A 19476-nucleotide genomic window follows, 5' to 3' on the forward strand; every position below is an offset into this window, starting at 1 on the left:
ATCAGTGGCGAATGCCCTTGCCGCGCCTGAGCATCAACAGCGCGACCGCCGACAGAACGGCAATAAACATCAGGATCATCGCCAGGGCAACGCCGATATTGACGTCCGATACCCCAAGAATGCCATAACGGAAGGCATTCACCATATACAGGATCGGATTGGCCAAGGAGACCGCCTGCCAGAACTCCGGCAGCAGCTGGATGGAGTAGAACACCCCGCCCAGATAGGTCAACGGCGTCAGCACGAAGGTTGGTACGATGGAAATGTCATCGAACTTGGTGGCCAGCATGGCGTTGATGAACCCGCCCAGGGCAAACAGCGCCGAGGTGAGGATCACCGTCAGCACCATCACCGGCAGGTGATGGACCTGCAACTGGGTGAACGCCAGCGACAGCAGGGTGACGATTACACCGATACTCAGGCCCCGGGCCATACCACCGGCCACATAGCCCGCCAGGATCACCCAGTTGGGCACCGGCGACACCAGCAGCTCCTCGATGCTGCGCTGGAACTTCATGGAGAAGAAGGACGACACCACATTGGCGTAGGAATTGGTGATCACGGCCATCATGATCAGGCCTGGCACGATGTAGGACATGTAATCGAAGCCACCCATCTCCCCGATCCGTGAACCGATCAGGTTGCCGAATATGATGAAGTAAAGCGTCATGGTGACCGCGGGCGGCAAAAGTGTCTGCGCCCAGATACGGGTAAAGCGGCGCACTTCGCGGACCACGATGGTGGAAAACGCCACAGCAATGGCACGAGGGGTCATAGGGCCTGCTCCATCTTTTCCCGGGCGTTTTCCTGCACCATCCGGATGAACAGCTCTTCCAGGCGGTTGGCCTTGGTACGCATGCTCTGAACCCGAATGCCCTGTTCCTCCAGCTGGACGAACACATCGTTGAGGCTCTGGGATTTCTCCACATCCACTTCCAGCGCGCCGTCTTCGGCCAGCCGGGTCTCGAAGCCTGCCAGCTCGGGCGTGGCCTGCAAGGGGGTATCGGGATCCAGCAGGAAGGTTTGCCGGTTCAACTGCGCCAGCAGCTCACGCTTGCTGGTGTGCCTAAGGATGCGGCCATGGTCGATGATGGCAATGTTCCGGCACAGCGCTTCCGCCTCTTCCAGATAATGGGTGGTGAGGATAATGGTGGTGCCCTGGCGGTTCATCTCCTCCAGGAACGTCCACATCGACCGGCGCAACTCAATATCCACCCCGGCGGTGGGCTCATCCAGGATCAGCAGGCCCGGCTCGTGAACCAGGGCACGGGCAATCATCAGCCGCCGCTTCATGCCGCCGGAGAGCATCCGGGCGGGGGTATCCTTCTTGTCCCAGAGCCCCAGCTTCTTCAGGTACTTTTCCGCCGACGCCTTCGCCTGATGCAACGGAATGCCGTAGTAACCTGCCTGGGTGGTGACAATATCGAACACCTTTTCAAACTGGTTGAAATTGAATTCCTGGGGCACCACGCCCAGATTCATCTTGGCCGCGGACAGCTCGGTGTCGATGTCGTGGCCAAACACGCTCACGGCACCGGCGGTCTTGTTCACCAGGGAACAGACGATCCCCAGGGTGGTGGACTTGCCCGCCCCATTGGGGCCCAACAAGGCAAAGAAGTCACCCTTGGCAACAGTCAGATCGATACCTTTCAGGGCTTCGAAACCGTCACCATAGGTTTTCGTCAGCCCCTTAATCTCGAGCGCGTGGGTCATTTGCAATCCCATAACTGTGAAAGTGCCGCCATCCGCCCCGATCGGCAGAGCAAAATCTGTAGGTTGTGACGCATGGACCGAATTTCAAGGCCTGGTTCAGACACCGCCGCCCCGGACACCAATGCATCAAACTGCGACAGGCTTCCGGATCTTGGCGGTGGCAGCTTCCTATAATGCCGTTTACAACAAGTTACAAATAAACTTTGGTATTTCAACGCCTATGCGCCTTTTAGGTCTCTCCCCCAACCTGCTTCGGCGGCTGCAGAAACTGCCCCGCCTCACGCTCCTGGCCATGCTGGTGTTGCTGAACGGCTGCCTCGATGACGGCGGCTCCAGTGACGATGACGGCCTGCTCAGCGGCCAGGTGACCGTCTCCGGCATCCGCGGACTGAGCTACCAGACCGCCAGCCAGACCGGGGTCACGAATGAGGCCGGCGAGTTCCGCTACCTCCCCGGCGAACGGCTGCAACTGGCCGTCGGAGACCTGGTGCTGGCGACCGACGTTCCCGCCGATGACCTGGTCACGCCGCTGGAATTCCTGGCCGACACCCGCAGCCGCCTACAATCACCGGGGACGAACGAAGAAGGCCTACGGGATCACCGCATGGCCGAACAGAGTGCACTTCAGGACGATACCCTGATCAACCTGACCCGGTTCCTGCTGGCGCTGAACTGGCAGGAAACCATCACCGAAGGCGAGACGCTGGACATTCGCGACCGGGTCATCGAGCAGTTGAACACAGCCCTGGCGCGGCTCGACCTCACCATCGATTTCACCGTCGAGCCCGCCGACTTTGAGGCCGCCGGTGCGACGCTCTCTCCGGCCAACCGCCTGTTGGCCGAGATCTGTTTCTATCCTGAAGACGATCTTCGCTGCAGCGCCCCCCCCACTCAGGCCGAAATCGACAACGCTCCCGCACGCCCCATCGAGGTGGACGACCGGGATCCGGATGTGCTCTACCGGGAAGACCTGATCAGCCGGCGGGAACGGATTGAAAGCGCCGTTCGCAACCTGGAGCAGTTCGACGAGGAACGGGCCGAGATCTACCTCACCCAGCAACTGGAGCTGGCCACGCGCACCTACGCCAACCGCTACTATCTGGATTCGGAGGCCGCCGCTCACGCTGCTTCGGACACCGGCATTCACAGCGTGCGCATTCGCAAGATTGGCGGCGAGCCCGAGCTGGCCTCACTGGAGGCCGTCAGCCTGCGGACCAGCGACGTGGCCGTGCATTCCTTCGACTGGCAGAGTGCCACGGTGGAGTACTTTGTGACCGGTGAGGCCGGTGGCGAATCAGACCTGCTGGTCAACTTTCGCCCGGAAGGGGACTACCGCTGGCTCAAGAAGCAGCTTCGGGTGCTGGTGAGATAACCCGGGACCGAGAGGCTCCCCTGCCCTGCAAGCGGGAGGGGCACTTAACCGCCAAGAAGGTTGCCAATGCGCCAACGGGATTCAACACCGGTGACGTCGAAACGCCCCGGCTCGAGCCCCTCGGTGCCTTGGGGCAGACAGCCATTCACCACCAGGGCCGCGTCGGCGGATTTCTCCGCATTGTACTCCGCCAGGTTGATGATCTTCGCCTGCTTCAGGGGGCGATGTTCCCGGTCGGTCATCACCATCACCCGGGGCAGCAACCGCCGCTCGGGCGAATGTGACACAACCACCCCCCGCTGACCGTCGGACAATTCCACCAGGGTGCCCACCGGGTACACACCGACGGTCTGGATGAACTTCTCCACCAGGTCTTCCTGGAACTCGATGTTGCGGACCTCATACAGCTGGGCTACGGCCTGGGCCGGCGCCATGGCCCGCTGCGGGTCCCGGGGCGCTATCAACGATTCGTAGCAGCTCACCAGACCGGCGATTTTCGCCAACAGAGGAATACGATCGCCCCGGATGCCCTCCGGGAAACCACTGCCGTTATGCCGCTCCCGGTGATACTGGACAACGCTGGTGACGGCCCGGGACAAACCTAAGTCACCCAGTCGCTGCACCCCCAGGGCCACGTAGGACTTGTAATGGGCGAACTCGTCGTTCGAGAGTGCCTCCTCATCCCGCAACAATTCAGTGGGCAAATCCATCTTACCCAGTTGGGCCAACAGGCACCCCATGGCGAGGTGGTTGAGCAGCCCCTGCTCCAACCCCAGGTAACGCCCAAACACCAACCCCCACACGGCGGCATTCAGCCCGTGACGATAGATATAATCATCGTGTTCCTGCATGCGGCTCAACCACAGCAGGGCATCCGGATTGCGGACAACGCTGTCGGTCATTTTCTGAACCGAAGCGGCCAGGGGGCGAAGGTCGGGCGCCTCCCCCTCTTTCAGGCGGTCATAGACCTGGTTGAGCGCATCCTCCGCCCCCTGCAGGAGCTTGGCACTGGCCTTCACTTCCTTGCGGAAGGGGGCGGCTTCGGGGTACTGAACGGGGTTTTTGATCTGCACCGGCGGCAGCTGAACGACCTCCCGGGAACCGCGGCGGGTAGCCCCCCGCCGTCGGGGAAAAATGGGTGTGTTGCTTTGCTCGAAGCTGATGGTGTCCCGCAACTCCGGCACGTCGATCATCACCCAGGAACAGTAGGAGGTGACCGATCGAACATCTTCGTCGGAACGAATGCGGAAACCCTGGATCGGGAAGGGAGTCTGATGCCACGGCCGGTCCAGATCGGAGACAAACATCCCGACCGTAAGATCATGCGCAGCAATTTTCTTCTGGCGTACGCCCACCTGACACCTCGAAACAGACTAAATGGTTACGCTGCCTATTTTCCCGGTACGCAGGGAAGATGCCATTACATTATTGTTGGTCTATTTGAACAAACGGCTACAAACTGTCACCCAATGTCGCGGCCGGAAACGTTTTGTAGCTCCGCGACGTTGTTCACATTTTGCCCGTTAAGCTTTCTTAATCAGCCGCCCGAGTCAGTCACACACCGACTCGTCAAACGCCGGCAACCGGCCCGCCAGACTTCCCCGCGGGGCCTTCTTGACATTAACCACATACGGCACCGCGGAACTGCGGATGTAATCCAGGTTCACCGCCTCATCGCCCCTGCCACGGGTTATCTGGCTGGGGCGACAATAGACGTTCAGTTCCAGGGTTGCCCCCAGGTCCGTTATGCGGATGCCGGGGCGCTCCGGATAGACTGCCAGGCAGACTGAATCCTCACCCACCGGCTTCCGGTTGGGCTCCAGCAAATCCAATCCCGGACGACCACAGGCCCGAATGCCCTCACCACAACCGCCGGGACTGGCCTGGCCCTGGTCGGTTAACCGCCAAACCCGCTCACTGCATTGGGTCTCCAGCTGAATGCTGGTGGCCTGGTCCTGCGCCAACCACCAGTCCGGATAATCGGCCGACTGCCAGGTCAGCCGGACCATTCGGCTCTCGCCGCTGGAGTTGCTGGCCGGAAACATGGCGTAATGACTGTAGTAGGAGGCGCAGCCGCTGAGCGCACCCAGGGGCAACAACAGGGCCAGGGCATTCACTAACGTGCGAGTGATCATGACGAGTTATCCAGCGAATTTCAGTCCGTAACCATCGGAGCATTTGCGCACCACCACCATTTCCAGCACCGGCGCCTCCCCCGGCAACCCCTGGACCTGGACGTTGACAACGTCCCCCAGCTCGAGGCGCAGCTCACCCTCGGACACCAGAATGAACACGCCACCATCGGAAATATCCCGGGTGGGCACCACCACCCGGCCCTGGCCCGGCTGTTCCACGCTGACCTTGGTGGTCATCGAGGTTCGCAAATGTTCTCTTCGGTCGGCGGTCATCGACTTTGCATTACTACCTGTCATGGATGAAATTCCCTTGCTGAACCAAAAACTACATAAAAGCGGGACCTTAGGCCCAAGAATAGCACCCTTTTCCGGCAAAATATGTGAAATGGACATTGACAGTAATAAAAACTGGAATGAGAATAGTTGCTGTTTCTAATAAGGCGGTGCTGAACCAGACGGGCTCCGCATGCACACACCAACTCGGGAAAGTCAGTTATGCAAGTCAAGCATATTGCCGCCGCCGTCGCGGTTGCCTCTGCCCTGCCCCTCGGCGCCCAGGCCGCGGATGAAGTGAACATCTACTCCTACCGCCAGGCCAACCTGCTGGAGCCGCTGCTGGACGCATTCACCGAAGAGACCGGCATCGAAACCAACGTGGTCTTCGCCAAGAAGGGCCTGGCCGAACGCCTGGAGCGTGAAGGCCGTAACAGCCCGGCGGATGTGGTCATGACCGTGGATATTTCCCGCCTCAACGAGCTGGTCGAGCGTGACCTGACCCAACCGGTCCAGAATGACGTGCTCGAACAGAACATCCCGGAGAACCTGCGTCACCCCGACGGCAAATGGTTCGCCCTGACCACCCGCGGCCGCATGATCTACGCCTCCGTTGACCGGGTGGAAGAGGGTGAGATCAGCACCTACGAAGAACTGGCGGACCCCAAGTGGGAAGGCCGTATTTGTACCCGTAGCGGCAAGCACCCATACAACATCGCCCTGTTCTCCTCGATGATCGCCCACCACGGCGAGGAAGAGGCTGAAGCCTGGCTGACCGGCCTCAAGAACAATTTGGCCCGCAAGCCCCAGGGTGGCGACCGCGACCAGATCAAGGCCATCGCCGAGGGCGTCTGTGACCTGTCCATCGGAAACAGCTACTACTACGGCAAGATGCTGGCCGACGAGAACCAGCGCCCCGCCGCCGAGCAGGTCCGCATTGTCTTCCCCAACGCCGAAGGCCGTGGCACCCACATCAACATCAGCGGTATTGCGCTGACCAACAGCGCGCCCAACCGGGACAACGCCATCAAACTGATGGAATTCCTGTCCCAGGAAAAAGCCCAGCAGATCTACGCCGAGGCTAACACCGAATACCCGGCCAACCCGGAGATCCAGCCGTCCGGCATTGTCGCGAGCTGGGGCGAGCTGAACCCGGATTCCCTGTCCCTGCAGGAAATCGCCGAGCAGCGTGACGCCGCCGTTCGCATGGTGGACCGTGTCGACTACAACAACTAAGACACACCGTTCCGGAGTGGCCGCCGGCCGCTCCGGAATCTCCCTGACCACCACACGGTCATTGAAGTCCAGCCACGCTCTGTCTAAACTCCTGCCTTTTTTCAGGTGAACGGAAGACCATGAGCCAGCCCGCACGTTCCGCGGATTACGAACTGAATCAACCGCTGCTGGCCCGACGTACGTCCAAACGATGGCTGATCTCCGCCATTCTGACCACCGCCATCGTCGCCTTGCCCGTTCTTGCCGTCCTGTACCTGGCCTTCTTTCCTGACGAGAACATTTGGCCCCATCTGGTCAGCACCACCCTGCCCCGCTACCTGATGACCACCCTCCAGCTCATGATCGGGGTCATCACCATTACCCTGCTGGTGGGGGTTACCTCCGCCTGGCTGATCACCATGTGCGACTTTCCGGGCCGGCGCTTCTTCGAGTGGGCCATGTTGCTGCCCTTTGCCGTACCCGCCTACGTCATCGCCTACGTCTACACCAACCTGCTGGACTACGCCGGCCCGGTGCAGATCGCCCTGCGGGAGCTGTTCGGCTGGACCAGCGCGGCGGACTACTGGTTCCCGGAGATCCGCAGCCTGGGCGGAGCCACGGCGATGATCGGCCTGGTGCTGTACCCTTACGTCTACCTGCTGGCTCGGGCGGCGTTCCTGGAGCAGTCGCCGTCCCTGTTCTCGGTGAGCCGTAGCCTGGGGCATTCTGCTCTCAGCACCTTCTTCCGGGTGGTGTTACCCATCGCCCGCCCAGCCATTGCCGTTGGCTTGTCCCTGGTGCTGATGGAAACCCTCAACGATTTCGGTACCGTCGATTTCTTCGCGGTGCAGACCCTGACCGCCGGGCTGTTCGACACCTGGATGAACCTGGGCAACCTGGGCGGTGCCGCCCAGATCGCCACCACCATGCTCACTTTCGTGATCATCCTGGTAACCCTGGAACGCTACTCCCGGCGCAAGCAGTCCCAGTACGCCGCCCGTGACACCCGGGAGCCGATTCAGCGCTTTCGCCTGTCCAGACGCCGGCAACTGGCCTGCGTGGCTGTCTGCAGCCTGCCGTTCCTGCTGGGCTTTGTGGTTCCGGCCCTGAGCCTGAGCTACTACGCCTGGGAGTACTTTGATCAGAGCTGGAACCCGACCTTCCTGGAGAACACCTTCAACAGCCTGTTCCTGTCCGGCACCGCCGCACTGACCACCCTGCTGATCGGCGTTACCCTCGCCTACAGTCGGCGACTGCATAACACCCGGGGCATGCAGGTGCTCATGCGCCTGTCCAGCCTGGGCTACGCCATGCCCGGTGCGGTCCTGGCAGTGGGCGTGATCATTCCCCTGGCGGGGTTCGATAACTGGCTGGACAGCCTGATGCGGGATGTCTTCGGGATCAGCACCGGCCTGCTGCTGAGCGGCTCCACCTTCGCCCTGGTATACGCCTATACGGTGAGGTTTCTGGCAGTGTCTGCCGGCAGCGTGGAGAGCGCCCTGCAGAAGGTCACCCCGAGCATGGACATGGCCTCCCGTTCGCTGGGCCAGAGCCCCGGCGGCACCCTGGTTCACGTTCACCTGCCAATCCTGCGGGGCACCCTGCTGACAGCGGCCCTGGTGGTGTTCGTGGACTGCATGAAGGAACTGCCGGCCACGCTGATCCTGCGCCCCTTCAATTTCGACACCCTGGCCACCTACGTCTACCAGTTCGCCTCCGACGAACAGCTGGCCCACAGCGCCCTGCCGGCGCTGATCATCGTGCTGGCGGGGATCGTGCCCATCATCCTGATGAGCCGTTCCATCGGCAACACCCGCAGCGTGGCCTGATCGCCAGGCTTATTCCGGGGTGGGCTCCCGTGCCATCACTCGGGTGCGGGCTCCGTCCACCACGAAGCGACCATTAAACACCGCCTGCGGCTGCTGAGCCTCCGGCGACAACACCGGCCTGCCACAGTACAACCGGGCCGCGACATTCAGGCGTCCCTTGCCATGACGGGCCAGGCTTTTCTGGAAGCGCTCCAGCTCGGGGCCGGACGGCAATTCGCCAACGGCATAGAAATCCTCCTCCACCGGCCCTCGGTAGTCGATGTTGCCGGTTTGCACCACCACGTTGCCGGTCAGTCCGCAGTCGGCCAGGAACAGCTCCACCGCACCCCAGGCCGCCACCACGCCGACGGCATAGAGGCTGCCGCCAAAGCCGGTGCCCTGATGGTTGCTATTGGGTTCCAGGGGCGCGGTGACCAGCAGCCGCCGACCATCGTAGCGTTCAAGTTTGACGCCCAGGCTGCGGGTCAGCGGAATCACGTCATTGATACGGTTCTGGAAACGGGCCAATTGTGTCATAGCGTCCTCCCAATCCCAGGTCAGTCTAACCGGTTGCCGGAACCTCGCCAATGGGACTCCAGTCGCAACCGGCCCCAGGTCTCATTCGCCGCCCGGGCGTCGCCAGTGGGCCGGTTGGTGCCCCCACAAAAAAAGGACCTGCCGTAGCAGGTCCTTTGGTGGGTGCCGGATTGGGCGTTACTGCCAGATCACCGGCTGGCGCTTGGCGTACCAGCTGTCCAGATCCGGCCGGTAGGCGTCTTCCACCACGTTGCGCTTGAGCTTCAAGGTGGGCGTCAGGAAGTCGTTTTCAATGCTCCATTCGTCCTTCACCACCGCAAGAAACTGCAGCTGCTCGTGGGGGTCCACGGTCTGGTTGACGTCCTTCAGCAGCGAGGAGAAGCTGCTCTCCAGCTCCTGCCGGTAGCCATCGTCCGCTTTGCGCTTCTTCGCCTCCTCCGACAGCATCACCAGGCAATGGGGCTGCGGGTAATTCTCCCCGGAGACACACACCATCTCGATGTCCGGATGACTCATCAGGCGGTTCTCGATGGGGGCCGGCGCCACGTACTTGCCCTTACTGGTCTTGAAGATTTCCTTGATGCGGCCGGTCAGCTTGAGCCGACCCAGCTCGTCGATCTCGCCCTTGTCACCGGTGCGCAGGAAACCATCTTCGGTCATGGTCTCCCGGGTCTTCTCCTCGTCCTTGTAGTACCCCATCATCGTGGCCGGGCTCTTCACCAGCACCTCGCCCTGTTCGCTGATCTTCACCTCCACGCCGGGCAGCGCTTCGCCCACGTAGCCGGTTCGGGCACGGCCGGGCTTGGTCATGTGGGAATAGGCAAAGTTCTCGGACATGCCGTAGCCTTCGAGCAGCTCCAGCCCCAGCCCCCGATACCAGTCCAGGATGTCGTGGGACAACGGCGCCGAGCCACTGCCGGCGAACTTGACGTGCTGCAGACCCAGGTTGGTGAGAATCTTCTTCTTGATCACACGGCGCAACAGCGGCACTTTTAACAGCCGGTCCAGCTTCTGCTTGGGCATCTTTTCGAACACCCCATGCTGGAACTTGGTCCAGATACGCGGCACCGCCAGGAACAGGGTCGGCTCCGCCCGGCGCAGGTCCGCCACGAAGGTGTCCAGGGATTCGGCAAAGAACAGGCGGAAGCCCTTGTAGATCGAGCCCCCTTCCACCACAAACCGCTCGAGCACGTGGGACAGCGGCAGGTAGGACAGCATGCGCTCGTGGCTGGTGACCTCCAGCGCGTCAATTCCTCCCTTGGCCGCGAACGCCATATTGCCGAAGCTCAGCATCACCCCCTTGGGCTTGCCGGTGCTGCCGGAGGTATAGACGATGGTGGCCAGCTCATCGGCGTCCCGCTGCACGTTCTCCTCCAGCGGCGGGTACTTGGCCACAATATCGTCCCAGGTCTTGAAATCGTTGGGCGGGCTCAGGGGATAGGAAATGCAGTGCACCGACTCCGGTACGCCGTCCTTCATGGTGTCCCAGTCATCCAGCTTGCCCACGAAGAGTACCTCGCAGCCACTGTGATCCAGGATGTAGCTGACGGTATCGGCATTCAGCGTGGGATACAGGGGCACGGAGACGTGGCCGGCCATCCAGATTGCCCAGTCGGACATGATCCACTGGGCGCAGTTCTTGGAAACAATGCCAATCCGGCTTTTCTCAGGGAGGTTCAGCGACTTGAGGTAAGCCGCCATACGCCGGGCCTCGCCCACGGCCCGTCGCCATGTGTAGTCCACCACCTGGCCGCCGCCCATCGGCTGAGTCATGTAAACCGACTCGGCCTTGGCGGTCTCCCAGTGATAGACCATATCCAGGGGAAGTTTCTGATTAGTGTCCATGGACCTTCCTTGTAGGTGTTATTGTTGGGTTATTCGATTGTTATGGGTGTAAGCGGCGTTGCTTTCTTGAGGTTGTGCGACTTTCGTAGCATATTTCACCACACTCTCTCACGTCAAAGTGTGACTCCGGTAGAACTATACACGACCCGGCATGCCCTCAAGTTCCCTGTCTATAGGGAAAATCCAGCATATGAAGCGAGCCTCAAACCGCCGCCTAAGCCCAGCGCGGGGCCGTTTGCTGTGCTAAACTTTCGCGTTTTGAATCCAGCGGGACCTCCTGTGGTGACCCGGCCATGCCGTGACGCCCAACCAGGAGGCCCAACACCTGAACTCAACTTGTTGGAGATCGGCTTATGGCCAAGCGGACCTTGCGTACCCTCCTAGGCGCCCTGCTCCTGACCGCCACCGGACTGACCCAGGCGGATGACACCCAAACCGTGGCAATCACCCAGATTGTGGAACACCCGGCATTGGATGCCGTGTACCAAGGGGTCAAGGACGAACTCAACGCGCAAGGCTACAGCGAAGGCGACAACCTCCGCATCCTGCACGAGAGCGCCCAGGGCAACGCCGCCATTGCCGCCCAGATTGCCCGCAAGTTTGTCGGCGAAAGCCCTGATGTCATCGTGGCCATCGCCACTCCCTCTGCCCAGACCATGGCGGCCGCCGCACGCAACCTGCCGGTGGTGTTCTCTGCGGTGACCGACCCAGTGGGTGCCAAACTGGTGCCCAACCTGGAAGCGCCCGGTGGCAACATCACCGGTGTGACCGACATGCTGCCCATCGATCGCCACATCGACCTGCTCCAGAAGGTCATGCCGGACGCCAAAAAGATCGGCACCGTCTACAACCCGGGCGAAGCCAACGCCGTGGCCCTGGTGGAGCTGCTGGAAGAGCGCCTGGCCGCCCGCAACCTGGAACTGGTGAAGGCCGCCGCCACCAAGACCTCGGAAGTGCTGGGCGCCGCCCGCTCACTGATCGGCAAGGCCGACGCCATCTACCTGACCACCGACAACACCGTGGTCAGCGCTGCCGAAGCGGTGGTGTCCGTGGGCGAGCGGGCCAAGGTGCCGGTCTTCGCCGCCGATACCGCCACCGTCAGCCGTGGTGCCGTGGCCGCCCTGGGCTTTGACTACTACGACCACGGCCGCCAGACCGGCGTGCTGGTGGCACGCATCCTGGAAGGCGCCAACCCCGGCGAGATGCCCGTGGAGAGCGTCGACAAGCTCAACCTGTTCGTCAACCCGGCCGCCGCCGAGCGCATGGGCATCACCCTCAGCGACGAACTGATCGAATCCGCGCAGGAAGTCGTTTCCAGCGAACAGTAACGGTCTCCTTTCCCAGGCAACCGCCCCGGGCGGGCGGTCGCCATTTTACATTCTGACGACGAAGACCTACCCATGCTCAGTGAAATTGCATTCTATGGCGCCATAGAAACCGGGCTGATCTATGGCCTGGTGGCCTTTGGCATCTACATCTCCTTCCGCGTCCTCGATTTTCCGGACCTGACCGTGGACGGCAGCTTCCCCCTGGGGGCGGCCGTAGCGGCCATCCTGATCATCCAGGGCGTGAACCCCTGGCTGGCCACCGGCGCGGCGGTGCTGGCCGGGATGGCGGCCGGGTCGGTGACCGCCCTGCTAAATGTGAAGCTCAACATCCTCAACCTGCTGGCGTCGATCCTCACCATGATCGCCCTGTATTCGGTGAACCTGCGCATCATGGGCCGGCCCAACGTGGCCCTGCTCACCGAGGAGACGGTGCTGACCCCCTGGTACGACCTCGGGCTGGCCTACCACCAGGTGCCGGTGGTGCTGTTCGTGATTGTCACGATTGCCGCCCTGCTGCTGCTGTGGCGGTTCATGAAATCCGAAACCGGCCTGGCCATGCGCGCCACCGGGGCCAACCCCCGCATGGCCCGCGCCCAGGGCATCGCCACCGGCGCCATGATCGTGCTCGGCGTGGCCCTGTCCAACGGCCTGGTGGGGCTGGCCGGCGCGCTGTTCGCCCAGAGCCAGGGCGCCGCCGACGTCACCATGGGGGTGGGCGTGATTGTCATCGGCCTGGCCTCGCTGATCGGCGGCGAGGCGGTGATCACCCCGTCCACCGTGTTCCGGGCCCTGGTGGCCTGCGTGGTGGGCGCCATCGTCTACCGCCTGGCCATCGCCCTGGCGCTGAACGCCGACTTCCTGGGGCTGCAGGCCCAGGACCTGAACCTGATCACCGCGGTACTGGTTACCCTGGCGATTGTGCTGCCGGGTTTCCGTAACTCGGTCCGCGCCCGTTTCACCCGCAAGAGCGCCTGAGGGAGTCATCCATGATCAGTGCATCCAACCTCAAGCTGACCTTCGGCAAGGGCACCCCGCTGGAAAACCCGGCGTTGCGGGACATGAGCCTGACCGTCAACCAGGGCGAGTTCGTCACGGTGATCGGCAGCAACGGTGCCGGTAAGTCCACCTTCCTCAACGCCCTCGCCGGCGAGGTAATGGTGGACAGCGGCCGGATTGTGGTGGACGGCGAAGACGTCACCCGCCTGCCCACCCACAAACGTGCCCGCAACGTGGCCCGGGTGTTCCAGGACCCGCTGGCAGGCACCTGCGAGTCCCTCACCATCGACGAGAACCTGGCCCTGGCCATCAAACGGGGCCAGCGTCGCGGCCTGACCGCCGCGGTCAAGGCCCGCTACATGGACCAGTTCCGTAGCAGCCTGGCCACCCTCAAGCTGGGCCTGGAAGACCGCCTGGGGGACAAGATGGGCCTGCTCTCCGGCGGCCAACGCCAGGCCGTCAGCCTGCTGATGGCCAGCCTGACCCCGTCCAGCATCCTGTTGCTGGACGAGCACACCGCCGCCCTGGACCCCAAGACGGCGGCCTTCGTGCTGGAGCTGACCCAGAAGATCATCGAGGAACAGCAGCTCACCGCCCTGATGGTGACCCACAGCATGAAGCAGGCCCTGGAAGTGGGCGATCGCACGGTGATGCTGCACCAGGGCCAGGTGGTGTTCGACATTGCCGGCTCCGAGCGGGACGGCCTGGACGTCAAGGACCTGCTGGGGCTGTTCGAGCAACAGCGGGGCCTGGAAATCGACGACGACAACCTGCTGCTCGGTTAGCCTGGCCGAGGGAGCCGGACACCCTCCCGGGGCCCGGCTCCAGCTCCATCCCCACTCATGACTGATCGTTTTTTAACCACAACATGTAGTGTTCGACGTTGGTCGGCCCAAGTCGCTCTGCTGGCAGGCATTTTCCCGTTTCAAGAGCCTGGCCATTAATTTTGCCGTGATTGCCGACGCAGGTTAATAGTTGTCACCTTCTTCACAGACCACTATATCCTGTTATACTTCCTCAAAACTCACCTACATGTTGGGTCTTTATTGACCAGTTTGCACAAGATGCACGCGAACTGGTCAAGGCGTCGGCAACCGCCGGCAGCCGCCGGTCAAGTACTGCACAGACAGGACCGCGCCAGGCAGGCAACCACCAGATGTTGTGGTTTAAGAAACATCAAGACAGACGAATTTTTCAGGGGTAAGGCGGCGTATACTCGAGGCAAGAAGCCAAGGGTAGGAAGTAAATCGCTCAGCCTTTAAACGGCACTTTGGAGTATAAGAGGGTGGCAATGAACGCTAAGGCTCAGGCAGTCATAACAACAATTCCCATGCAGGACGCTTCACTGGATATCTGGAGCAGCAAGTACCAGCTCAAGACCAAGACCGGCGAGCCGGTGGACAAGGATATCCAGGCCACCTACGAGCGGGTTGCTGAAGCCCTCGCCCAGGTGGAAAACAAATCTGTCCGTACCAAGCAGAAGAAAGAGTTTGTCTGGGCGCTGCAAAACGGCGCCATCCCGGCCGGCCGCATCACCTCCAACGCCGGTGCCGAGGCCCACAAACCGGCCACCTCCACCATCAATTGCACCGTGTCCGGCACCATCAACGACTCCATGAACGACATCCTGGAGAAGAACCACGAAGCAGGCCTGACCCTCAAGGCAGGCTGCGGCATTGGTTATGAGTTCTCCACCCTGCGACCCAAAGGTGCTTACGTGGCCGGCGCCGGTGCCACCACCTCCGGCCCGCTGTCGTTCATGGACATCTTCGACCGCATGTGCTTCACCGTGTCCTCCGCCGGTGGCCGCCGCGGTGCCCAGATGGCCACCTTCGACGTGCACCACCCGGACATCATCGATTTCATCCAGGCCAAGCGGGAAGACGGCCGCCTACGCCAGTTCAACCTGTCCCTGCTGATCACCGAAGACTTCATCGAGGCGGTCAAGAACGGCGACGACTGGCACCTGTCCTTCCCGGTCACCGAGAAGGAAGTGGAAGAGGAAGGCCTGGACCTGTCCGACGAGAGCCAGTTCGTCTACCGGGACTTCCCGGTCACCGACGGCTACGTGCTGAACGGCGAAGGCAAGGTGGCCTGCCGGATCTACCGCACCCTCAAGGCGCAGCTGATCTGGGACACCATCATGACCTCCACCTACGACTACGCCGAGCCAGGGTTCATCCTGATTGACAAGGTCAACCAGATGAACAACAACTGGTTCTGCGAGGACATCCGCGCCACCAACCCCTGCGGCGAGCAGCCCCTGCCCCCCTACGGCAGCTGCCTGCTGGGCTCGGTGAACCTGACCAAGTTCGTTGACTACCCGTTCACCGACAAGGCCAGCTTCAACTACGAGAAGTACCGCAAGGTGGTGGGCATCTTCACCCGCATGCTGGACAACGTGGTGGAGATCAACGGCCTGCCGCTGCCGGAGCAGCGCCACGAGATCACCTACAAGCGCCGCCACGGCATGGGCATCCTCGGCCTGGGCTCCACCCTCGCCATGCTGCGCATGCCCTACGGCTCTGACGAGTCCGTCAAGTTCACCGAGGAAGTGGTCCGCGAGATGGCCGTGGAAGGCTGGCGCCAGTCCCTCGCCCTGGCCGGCGAGAAGGGCCCTGCCCCGATCATGGACGACGAGTTTGAAGTGACCGCCAAGATGCTGGCCCAACGTCCGGAACTGAAGGCCGACGGCTACAAGGAAGGCGACAAGGTCAAGGGCCGCGTCCTGCACGCCAGGTACAGCCGCTACATGCAGAAGATTGCCCAGGTGGAGCCGGAGCTGGTGGCCGAGCTGGCCGAGAAAGGGGGCCGCTTCACCCACCACACCTCCATCGCGCCCACCGGCACCATCAGCCTGTCCCTGGCCAACAACGCCAGTAACGGCATCGAGCCGAGCTTCTCACACCACTACTCCCGGAACATCATCCGTGAGGGGCGCAAGACCAAAGAGAAGGTGGACGTGTTCTCCTTCGAACTGCTGGCCTACCGCCATCTGGTGAACCCGGACGCCATGCCGTTCTCCGAGGACGACGACAAGAAGCTGCCGGCCTACTTCACCACCTCCGACGACGTGACCCCGAACCAGCACGTGGATATCCAGGCCGCCGCGCAGAAGTGGGTGGACTCTTCCATCTCCAAGACCGCGAACGTGCCCCAGGACTTCCCGTACCAGGACTTCAAGAACATCTACATGTACGCCTACGAGAACGGCCTGAAAGGCTGCACCACCTTCCGCTTCAACCCGGAAGCGTTCCAGGGCGTACTGGTTAAAGAGAAAGACCTGGAAAACACCCTGTACGAATTCACCCTGGACGATGGCAGCAAGGTGACCCTCAAGGGCAACGAGCAGGTAGAATACGACGGCGAGATCCACACCGCCGCCAACCTCTTCGACGCCCTGAAAGAAGGCACCTACGGCAAGTATTAATCCGGGAACAACCGACACAGGACCAGAACCATGACAGTTAAAATTTCCAAGAACATCGTCGGTTACCGGGTGACCAAGGCCGACAACCAGCAGGCTCAGCCAGACACCAGCGTGCAGGACACCGGCCCCAAGCCGGTGGAGATGAACGAGTACATCGAGCGCCCGGACTTCTTGCTGGGCACCACCTACAAGATCAAACCGCCGGTGGCCGAGCACGCGATGTACATCACCATCAACGACATCCTGCTGAACGAAGGCACCGACCACGAGAGCCGTCAGCCCTACGAGGTGTTCATCAACTCCAAGTCCATGGAACACTTCCAGTGGGTCATCGCCCTCACCCGCGTTATCTCCGCGGTGTTCCGCAAGGGCGGTGACGTCACCTTCCTGGTGGAAGAGCTGCGCTCCGTGTACGACCCCAACGGCGGCTACTTCAAGAAAGGCGGCGTGTTCATGCCGTCCCTGGTGGCCGAAATCGGCGCCGTGATCGAGAAACACCTCAAGGCCATCGGCCTGCTGGAAAGCGAGGAAATGAGCGAAGCCACCAAGCGCATCCTTGCCGAGAAGCGGGCGGAGTTTGAGTCCAGCCAGAAGGCCAAGAACGACGACTCTGCGGGTGAATACCCGGCCAATGCCACCATGTGTAACAAGTGCAGTACCAAGGCGGTGATTGTTATGGATGGGTGTGCGACTTGTTTGTCTTGTGGGGATAGTAAGTGTGGTTGAGGTGAATAACCTAACGCGCTGATACAAAGGTCCGGAAGCGAAAGTTTTCGGGCCTTTTTTGTTTTGGGCCGGACGTAGTCACTTGACCGCGTCGTTATTACGCGGTGATATTACGAGCCAATGAAGGACATGGACCGCAACGCTTTGAAATTTTTGGCTGTTTTAATCCTGGATTCTATATTTTGCGTAATAACGACACGTAATAATGCAGAAGCTGCGTTTTTGCGGTAATGAAGCATTCGGTCTAATACGCTGTTAAATCCGCTGGTGCACGGTCAATACATCAGAAATCAAGATATCTCCCAGGGAGGCAAAGCTTATGGAGCTCGATTACCTTTTATGGGTTTTAGCTGATTCCGAAAAGGCGGGCCTGACACTATCCCTCATTGCCCTCTTGGCTACTGCAATATTCTGGAAAATATCATTGAATAGGCAACATCGAGATTTCAATAAATTGTTCAAAGAAGAGAGGGAAAGGTGTTCCGATGAGATCAAAAAGGAAAGGCTTCGATTTGTCCACATTATTTCAGAGGAAGAAGAAGTAAATAGATTAAAACAAGAAGCCAGCGAGGTTTCTAAATCAATATCAGAGCTTAGATCCTCATATTCCGAGAAACGAGAGTTATTAAATAGACTTGAGGAAACCGTTGCAGTATATGACGAACGCTTGGCATTTGCTGAGCTTGGAGTTTATGAGCCTCACTTCGACTTTCATGATAGTGAGGTTTTCAAAGAAAAGATTAGAGATGTTCGCGAGCATCAAAAGAATATGATCTCGGATAAAAAGGCGACTATCTGCCCCACAAATTGGTACGTTGATAATAGTAAGTCCAAGGGTAAAACTATGGTTAACCGTCAAGTCCGATTGACCATGCGCGCCTTCAATAACGAATGCGAAGCTGCCATCGCAAATACGAGATGGAATAATGCTAAAGCTATGGAAAAGCGCATCCATAAGGCCGCAGAAGCGATTAATAAAGCAAATGCCTCAATGAACATATTTATTACTGATGAATACATTGGGCTGAAATTGGAAGAGCTCTTTTTGACCCATGAGTATCGCGAACAAATTAAAGTGGAAAAAGACGAGCGAGCCGAGCGTGCGCGTGCGGAGCGAGAAGAGAAGAAATTGATAGCTGAAGTGAAGTCAGCAGAAAAAAGAGAAAAAGAATATCAGCAAATGCTGGAAAGGGTTCGTCATGAAGCCGGAGTAGGTCAACCCGACGAAACCTTGAAGCAAAAGATCGCAGAGCTTGAGGCTCAGTTGGCGGAAGCTCATGCAGAAAGCGAACGTGCGAGAGCAATGGCTCAATTAACCCGCTCAGGGTACGTTTATATCATTTCGAACGTAGGATCTTTTGGGGAGAATGTTGTAAAAATTGGTCTCACTCGAAGGCTTGATCCAGATGACAGGGTACGGGAGCTTGGAGACGCCAGTGTTCCATTTGCTTTCGATACCCACGCGATGATATACAGTGAGGAAGCCCCAGCGTTGGAATCGGCACTTCATAAGGAATTTGAAGATCGCAGAGTGAATATGGCTAATATGCGGAAAGAGTTCTTCCGTGTCACTCTTGATGAAGTGCAGGATGCAGTTGCTCGGCTGGCTCCGGAAGCTAACTTTTTCATGGATCGAGAAGCTCAGGATTGGCATGAAACTATGGCCCGAAGAAACCAAATGCTTATTGAGCAGCAGGAAACCACAACACCCGAGTTCCCAGACTCCATTTGAAGGCTTTACGACTATATGGATGGCCGGCGAGAATGATTTAACAATGCCAGGCACGGCGACGCCTACTACATTTCAGCTTCGCCTTCATTCCGTAGCCGTGCATGCTGGCCGGCGTTAACTGCCATGGAAGATCGAAGTGAAATTTGAAGTATCGAGTAATCTCAAAATCAGCCCTGAAGGTGTTTCTGATCTCCTCACCATGAAGGGTGTCAATAGGGAACTGAGCCCCTGAATTCAGATAATAACCGCAGCACTTTGGGATAACGAGGTAGAGGAAGGAGGGCCGCTGCCGGTACCCTCATTCGCTTTACCGACCAAAGTGAAGCAGTGATGGGATACCGACAACTGACCCAGGAACAACGATAC

At 59.9% G+C, this 19476-nt stretch carries 16 protein-coding genes; 9 read left to right on the forward strand and 7 right to left on the reverse strand.

Features of this window, described 5'->3' with window-relative positions; genetic code table 11:
- Position 1: 1 nt before the first annotated feature.
- Both R3175_RS14810 and R3175_RS14815 read right to left on the reverse strand, forming a co-directional pair.
- A complete protein-coding gene (locus tag R3175_RS14810; RefSeq protein ID WP_318945096.1) occupies positions 2-775 on the reverse strand; it encodes an ABC transporter permease in 774 nt (257 codons plus the stop codon).
- Entirely contained in the window at positions 772-1713 is a 942-nt protein-coding gene (locus R3175_RS14815) for an ABC transporter ATP-binding protein (RefSeq protein ID WP_318945097.1), read from the reverse strand. The genes R3175_RS14810 and R3175_RS14815 overlap by 4 nt, the downstream gene beginning before the upstream one ends.
- 220 nt (positions 1714-1933) lie before the next feature.
- On the opposite strand from R3175_RS14815, the gene R3175_RS14820 reads away from it, so the two are divergent.
- Positions 1934-3085 (forward strand): organic solvent ABC transporter permease, encoded by a 1152-nt coding sequence (locus R3175_RS14820; RefSeq protein WP_318945098.1) that lies wholly within the window; start codon positions 1934-1936, stop codon positions 3083-3085.
- Between the two features lie 44 nt (positions 3086-3129).
- Here R3175_RS14820 and R3175_RS14825 read toward each other — a convergent pair whose 3' ends face one another.
- From R3175_RS14825 to R3175_RS14835, 3 genes are all read right to left on the reverse strand, one after another.
- Positions 3130-4440, reverse strand: coding sequence for an HD-GYP domain-containing protein (locus tag R3175_RS14825; RefSeq protein ID WP_318945099.1), 1311 nt, complete (start codon positions 4438-4440; stop codon positions 3130-3132).
- Positions 4441-4635: 195 nt separating this feature from the next.
- Positions 4636-5220, reverse strand: coding sequence for a hypothetical protein (locus tag R3175_RS14830; RefSeq protein WP_318945100.1), 585 nt, complete (start codon positions 5218-5220; stop codon positions 4636-4638).
- Positions 5221-5226: 6 nt separating this feature from the next.
- Positions 5227-5517 (reverse strand): PilZ domain-containing protein, encoded by a 291-nt coding sequence (locus R3175_RS14835; protein ID WP_318945101.1) that lies wholly within the window; start codon positions 5515-5517, stop codon positions 5227-5229.
- A 198-nt stretch (positions 5518-5715) separates the two neighbouring features.
- Here R3175_RS14835 and R3175_RS14840 point away from each other — a divergent pair, with 198 nt between their 5' ends.
- Complete coding sequence (locus R3175_RS14840; RefSeq protein ID WP_318945102.1) at positions 5716-6729, forward strand: Fe(3+) ABC transporter substrate-binding protein; 1014 nt, start codon at positions 5716-5718, stop codon at positions 6727-6729.
- Positions 6730-6848: 119 nt separating this feature from the next.
- Positions 6849-8537: an iron ABC transporter permease gene (locus R3175_RS14845; RefSeq protein ID WP_318945103.1), complete on the forward strand. Its 1689-nt coding sequence runs from the start codon at positions 6849-6851 to the stop codon at positions 8535-8537.
- Between the two features lie 9 nt (positions 8538-8546).
- Here the strand turns inward: R3175_RS14845 and R3175_RS14850 are convergent, their stop codons facing one another.
- Both R3175_RS14850 and R3175_RS14855 read right to left on the reverse strand, forming a co-directional pair.
- Positions 8547-9053, reverse strand: a complete 507-nt coding sequence (locus R3175_RS14850) for a thioesterase domain-containing protein (RefSeq protein WP_318945104.1) — start codon at positions 9051-9053, stop codon at positions 8547-8549.
- Positions 9054-9230: 177 nt separating this feature from the next.
- The gene (locus tag R3175_RS14855) at positions 9231-10898 is read right to left on the reverse strand and encodes an AMP-binding protein (protein WP_318945105.1); all 1668 of its coding nucleotides are present in this window, start codon (positions 10896-10898) and stop codon (positions 9231-9233) included.
- A gap of 353 nt (positions 10899-11251) precedes the next feature.
- Here R3175_RS14855 and R3175_RS14860 point away from each other — a divergent pair, with 353 nt between their 5' ends.
- The 6 genes from R3175_RS14860 to R3175_RS14885 all read left to right on the forward strand — a co-directional run bounded on the left by R3175_RS14860 (position 11252) and on the right by R3175_RS14885 (position 19110).
- Positions 11252-12226 (forward strand): ABC transporter substrate-binding protein, encoded by a 975-nt coding sequence (locus R3175_RS14860; protein WP_318945106.1) that lies wholly within the window; start codon positions 11252-11254, stop codon positions 12224-12226.
- A gap of 72 nt (positions 12227-12298) precedes the next feature.
- On the forward strand, positions 12299-13201 hold the full coding sequence (locus R3175_RS14865) for an ABC transporter permease (RefSeq protein WP_318945107.1): 903 nt from the start codon (positions 12299-12301) through the stop codon (positions 13199-13201).
- Positions 13202-13212: 11 nt separating this feature from the next.
- Positions 13213-14007, forward strand: coding sequence for an ABC transporter ATP-binding protein (locus R3175_RS14870; RefSeq protein WP_318945108.1), 795 nt, complete (start codon positions 13213-13215; stop codon positions 14005-14007).
- Between the two features lie 506 nt (positions 14008-14513).
- Positions 14514-16652 carry an adenosylcobalamin-dependent ribonucleoside-diphosphate reductase gene (locus R3175_RS14875; protein ID WP_318945109.1) on the forward strand — a complete coding sequence of 713 codons (2139 nt, stop codon included), beginning with the start codon at positions 14514-14516 and terminating at the stop codon, positions 16650-16652.
- Between the two features lie 30 nt (positions 16653-16682).
- Positions 16683-17378: an NrdJb gene (locus tag R3175_RS14880; protein ID WP_318945110.1), complete on the forward strand. Its 696-nt coding sequence runs from the start codon at positions 16683-16685 to the stop codon at positions 17376-17378.
- Between the two features lie 319 nt (positions 17379-17697).
- Entirely contained in the window at positions 17698-19110 is a 1413-nt protein-coding gene (locus tag R3175_RS14885) for a DUF4041 domain-containing protein (RefSeq protein ID WP_318945111.1), read from the forward strand.
- The last annotated feature ends 366 nt before the right edge of the window (positions 19111-19476 follow it).

Source organism: Marinobacter sp. (assembly GCF_033722735.1).
Lineage (GTDB): Bacteria > Pseudomonadota > Gammaproteobacteria > Pseudomonadales > Oleiphilaceae > Marinobacter.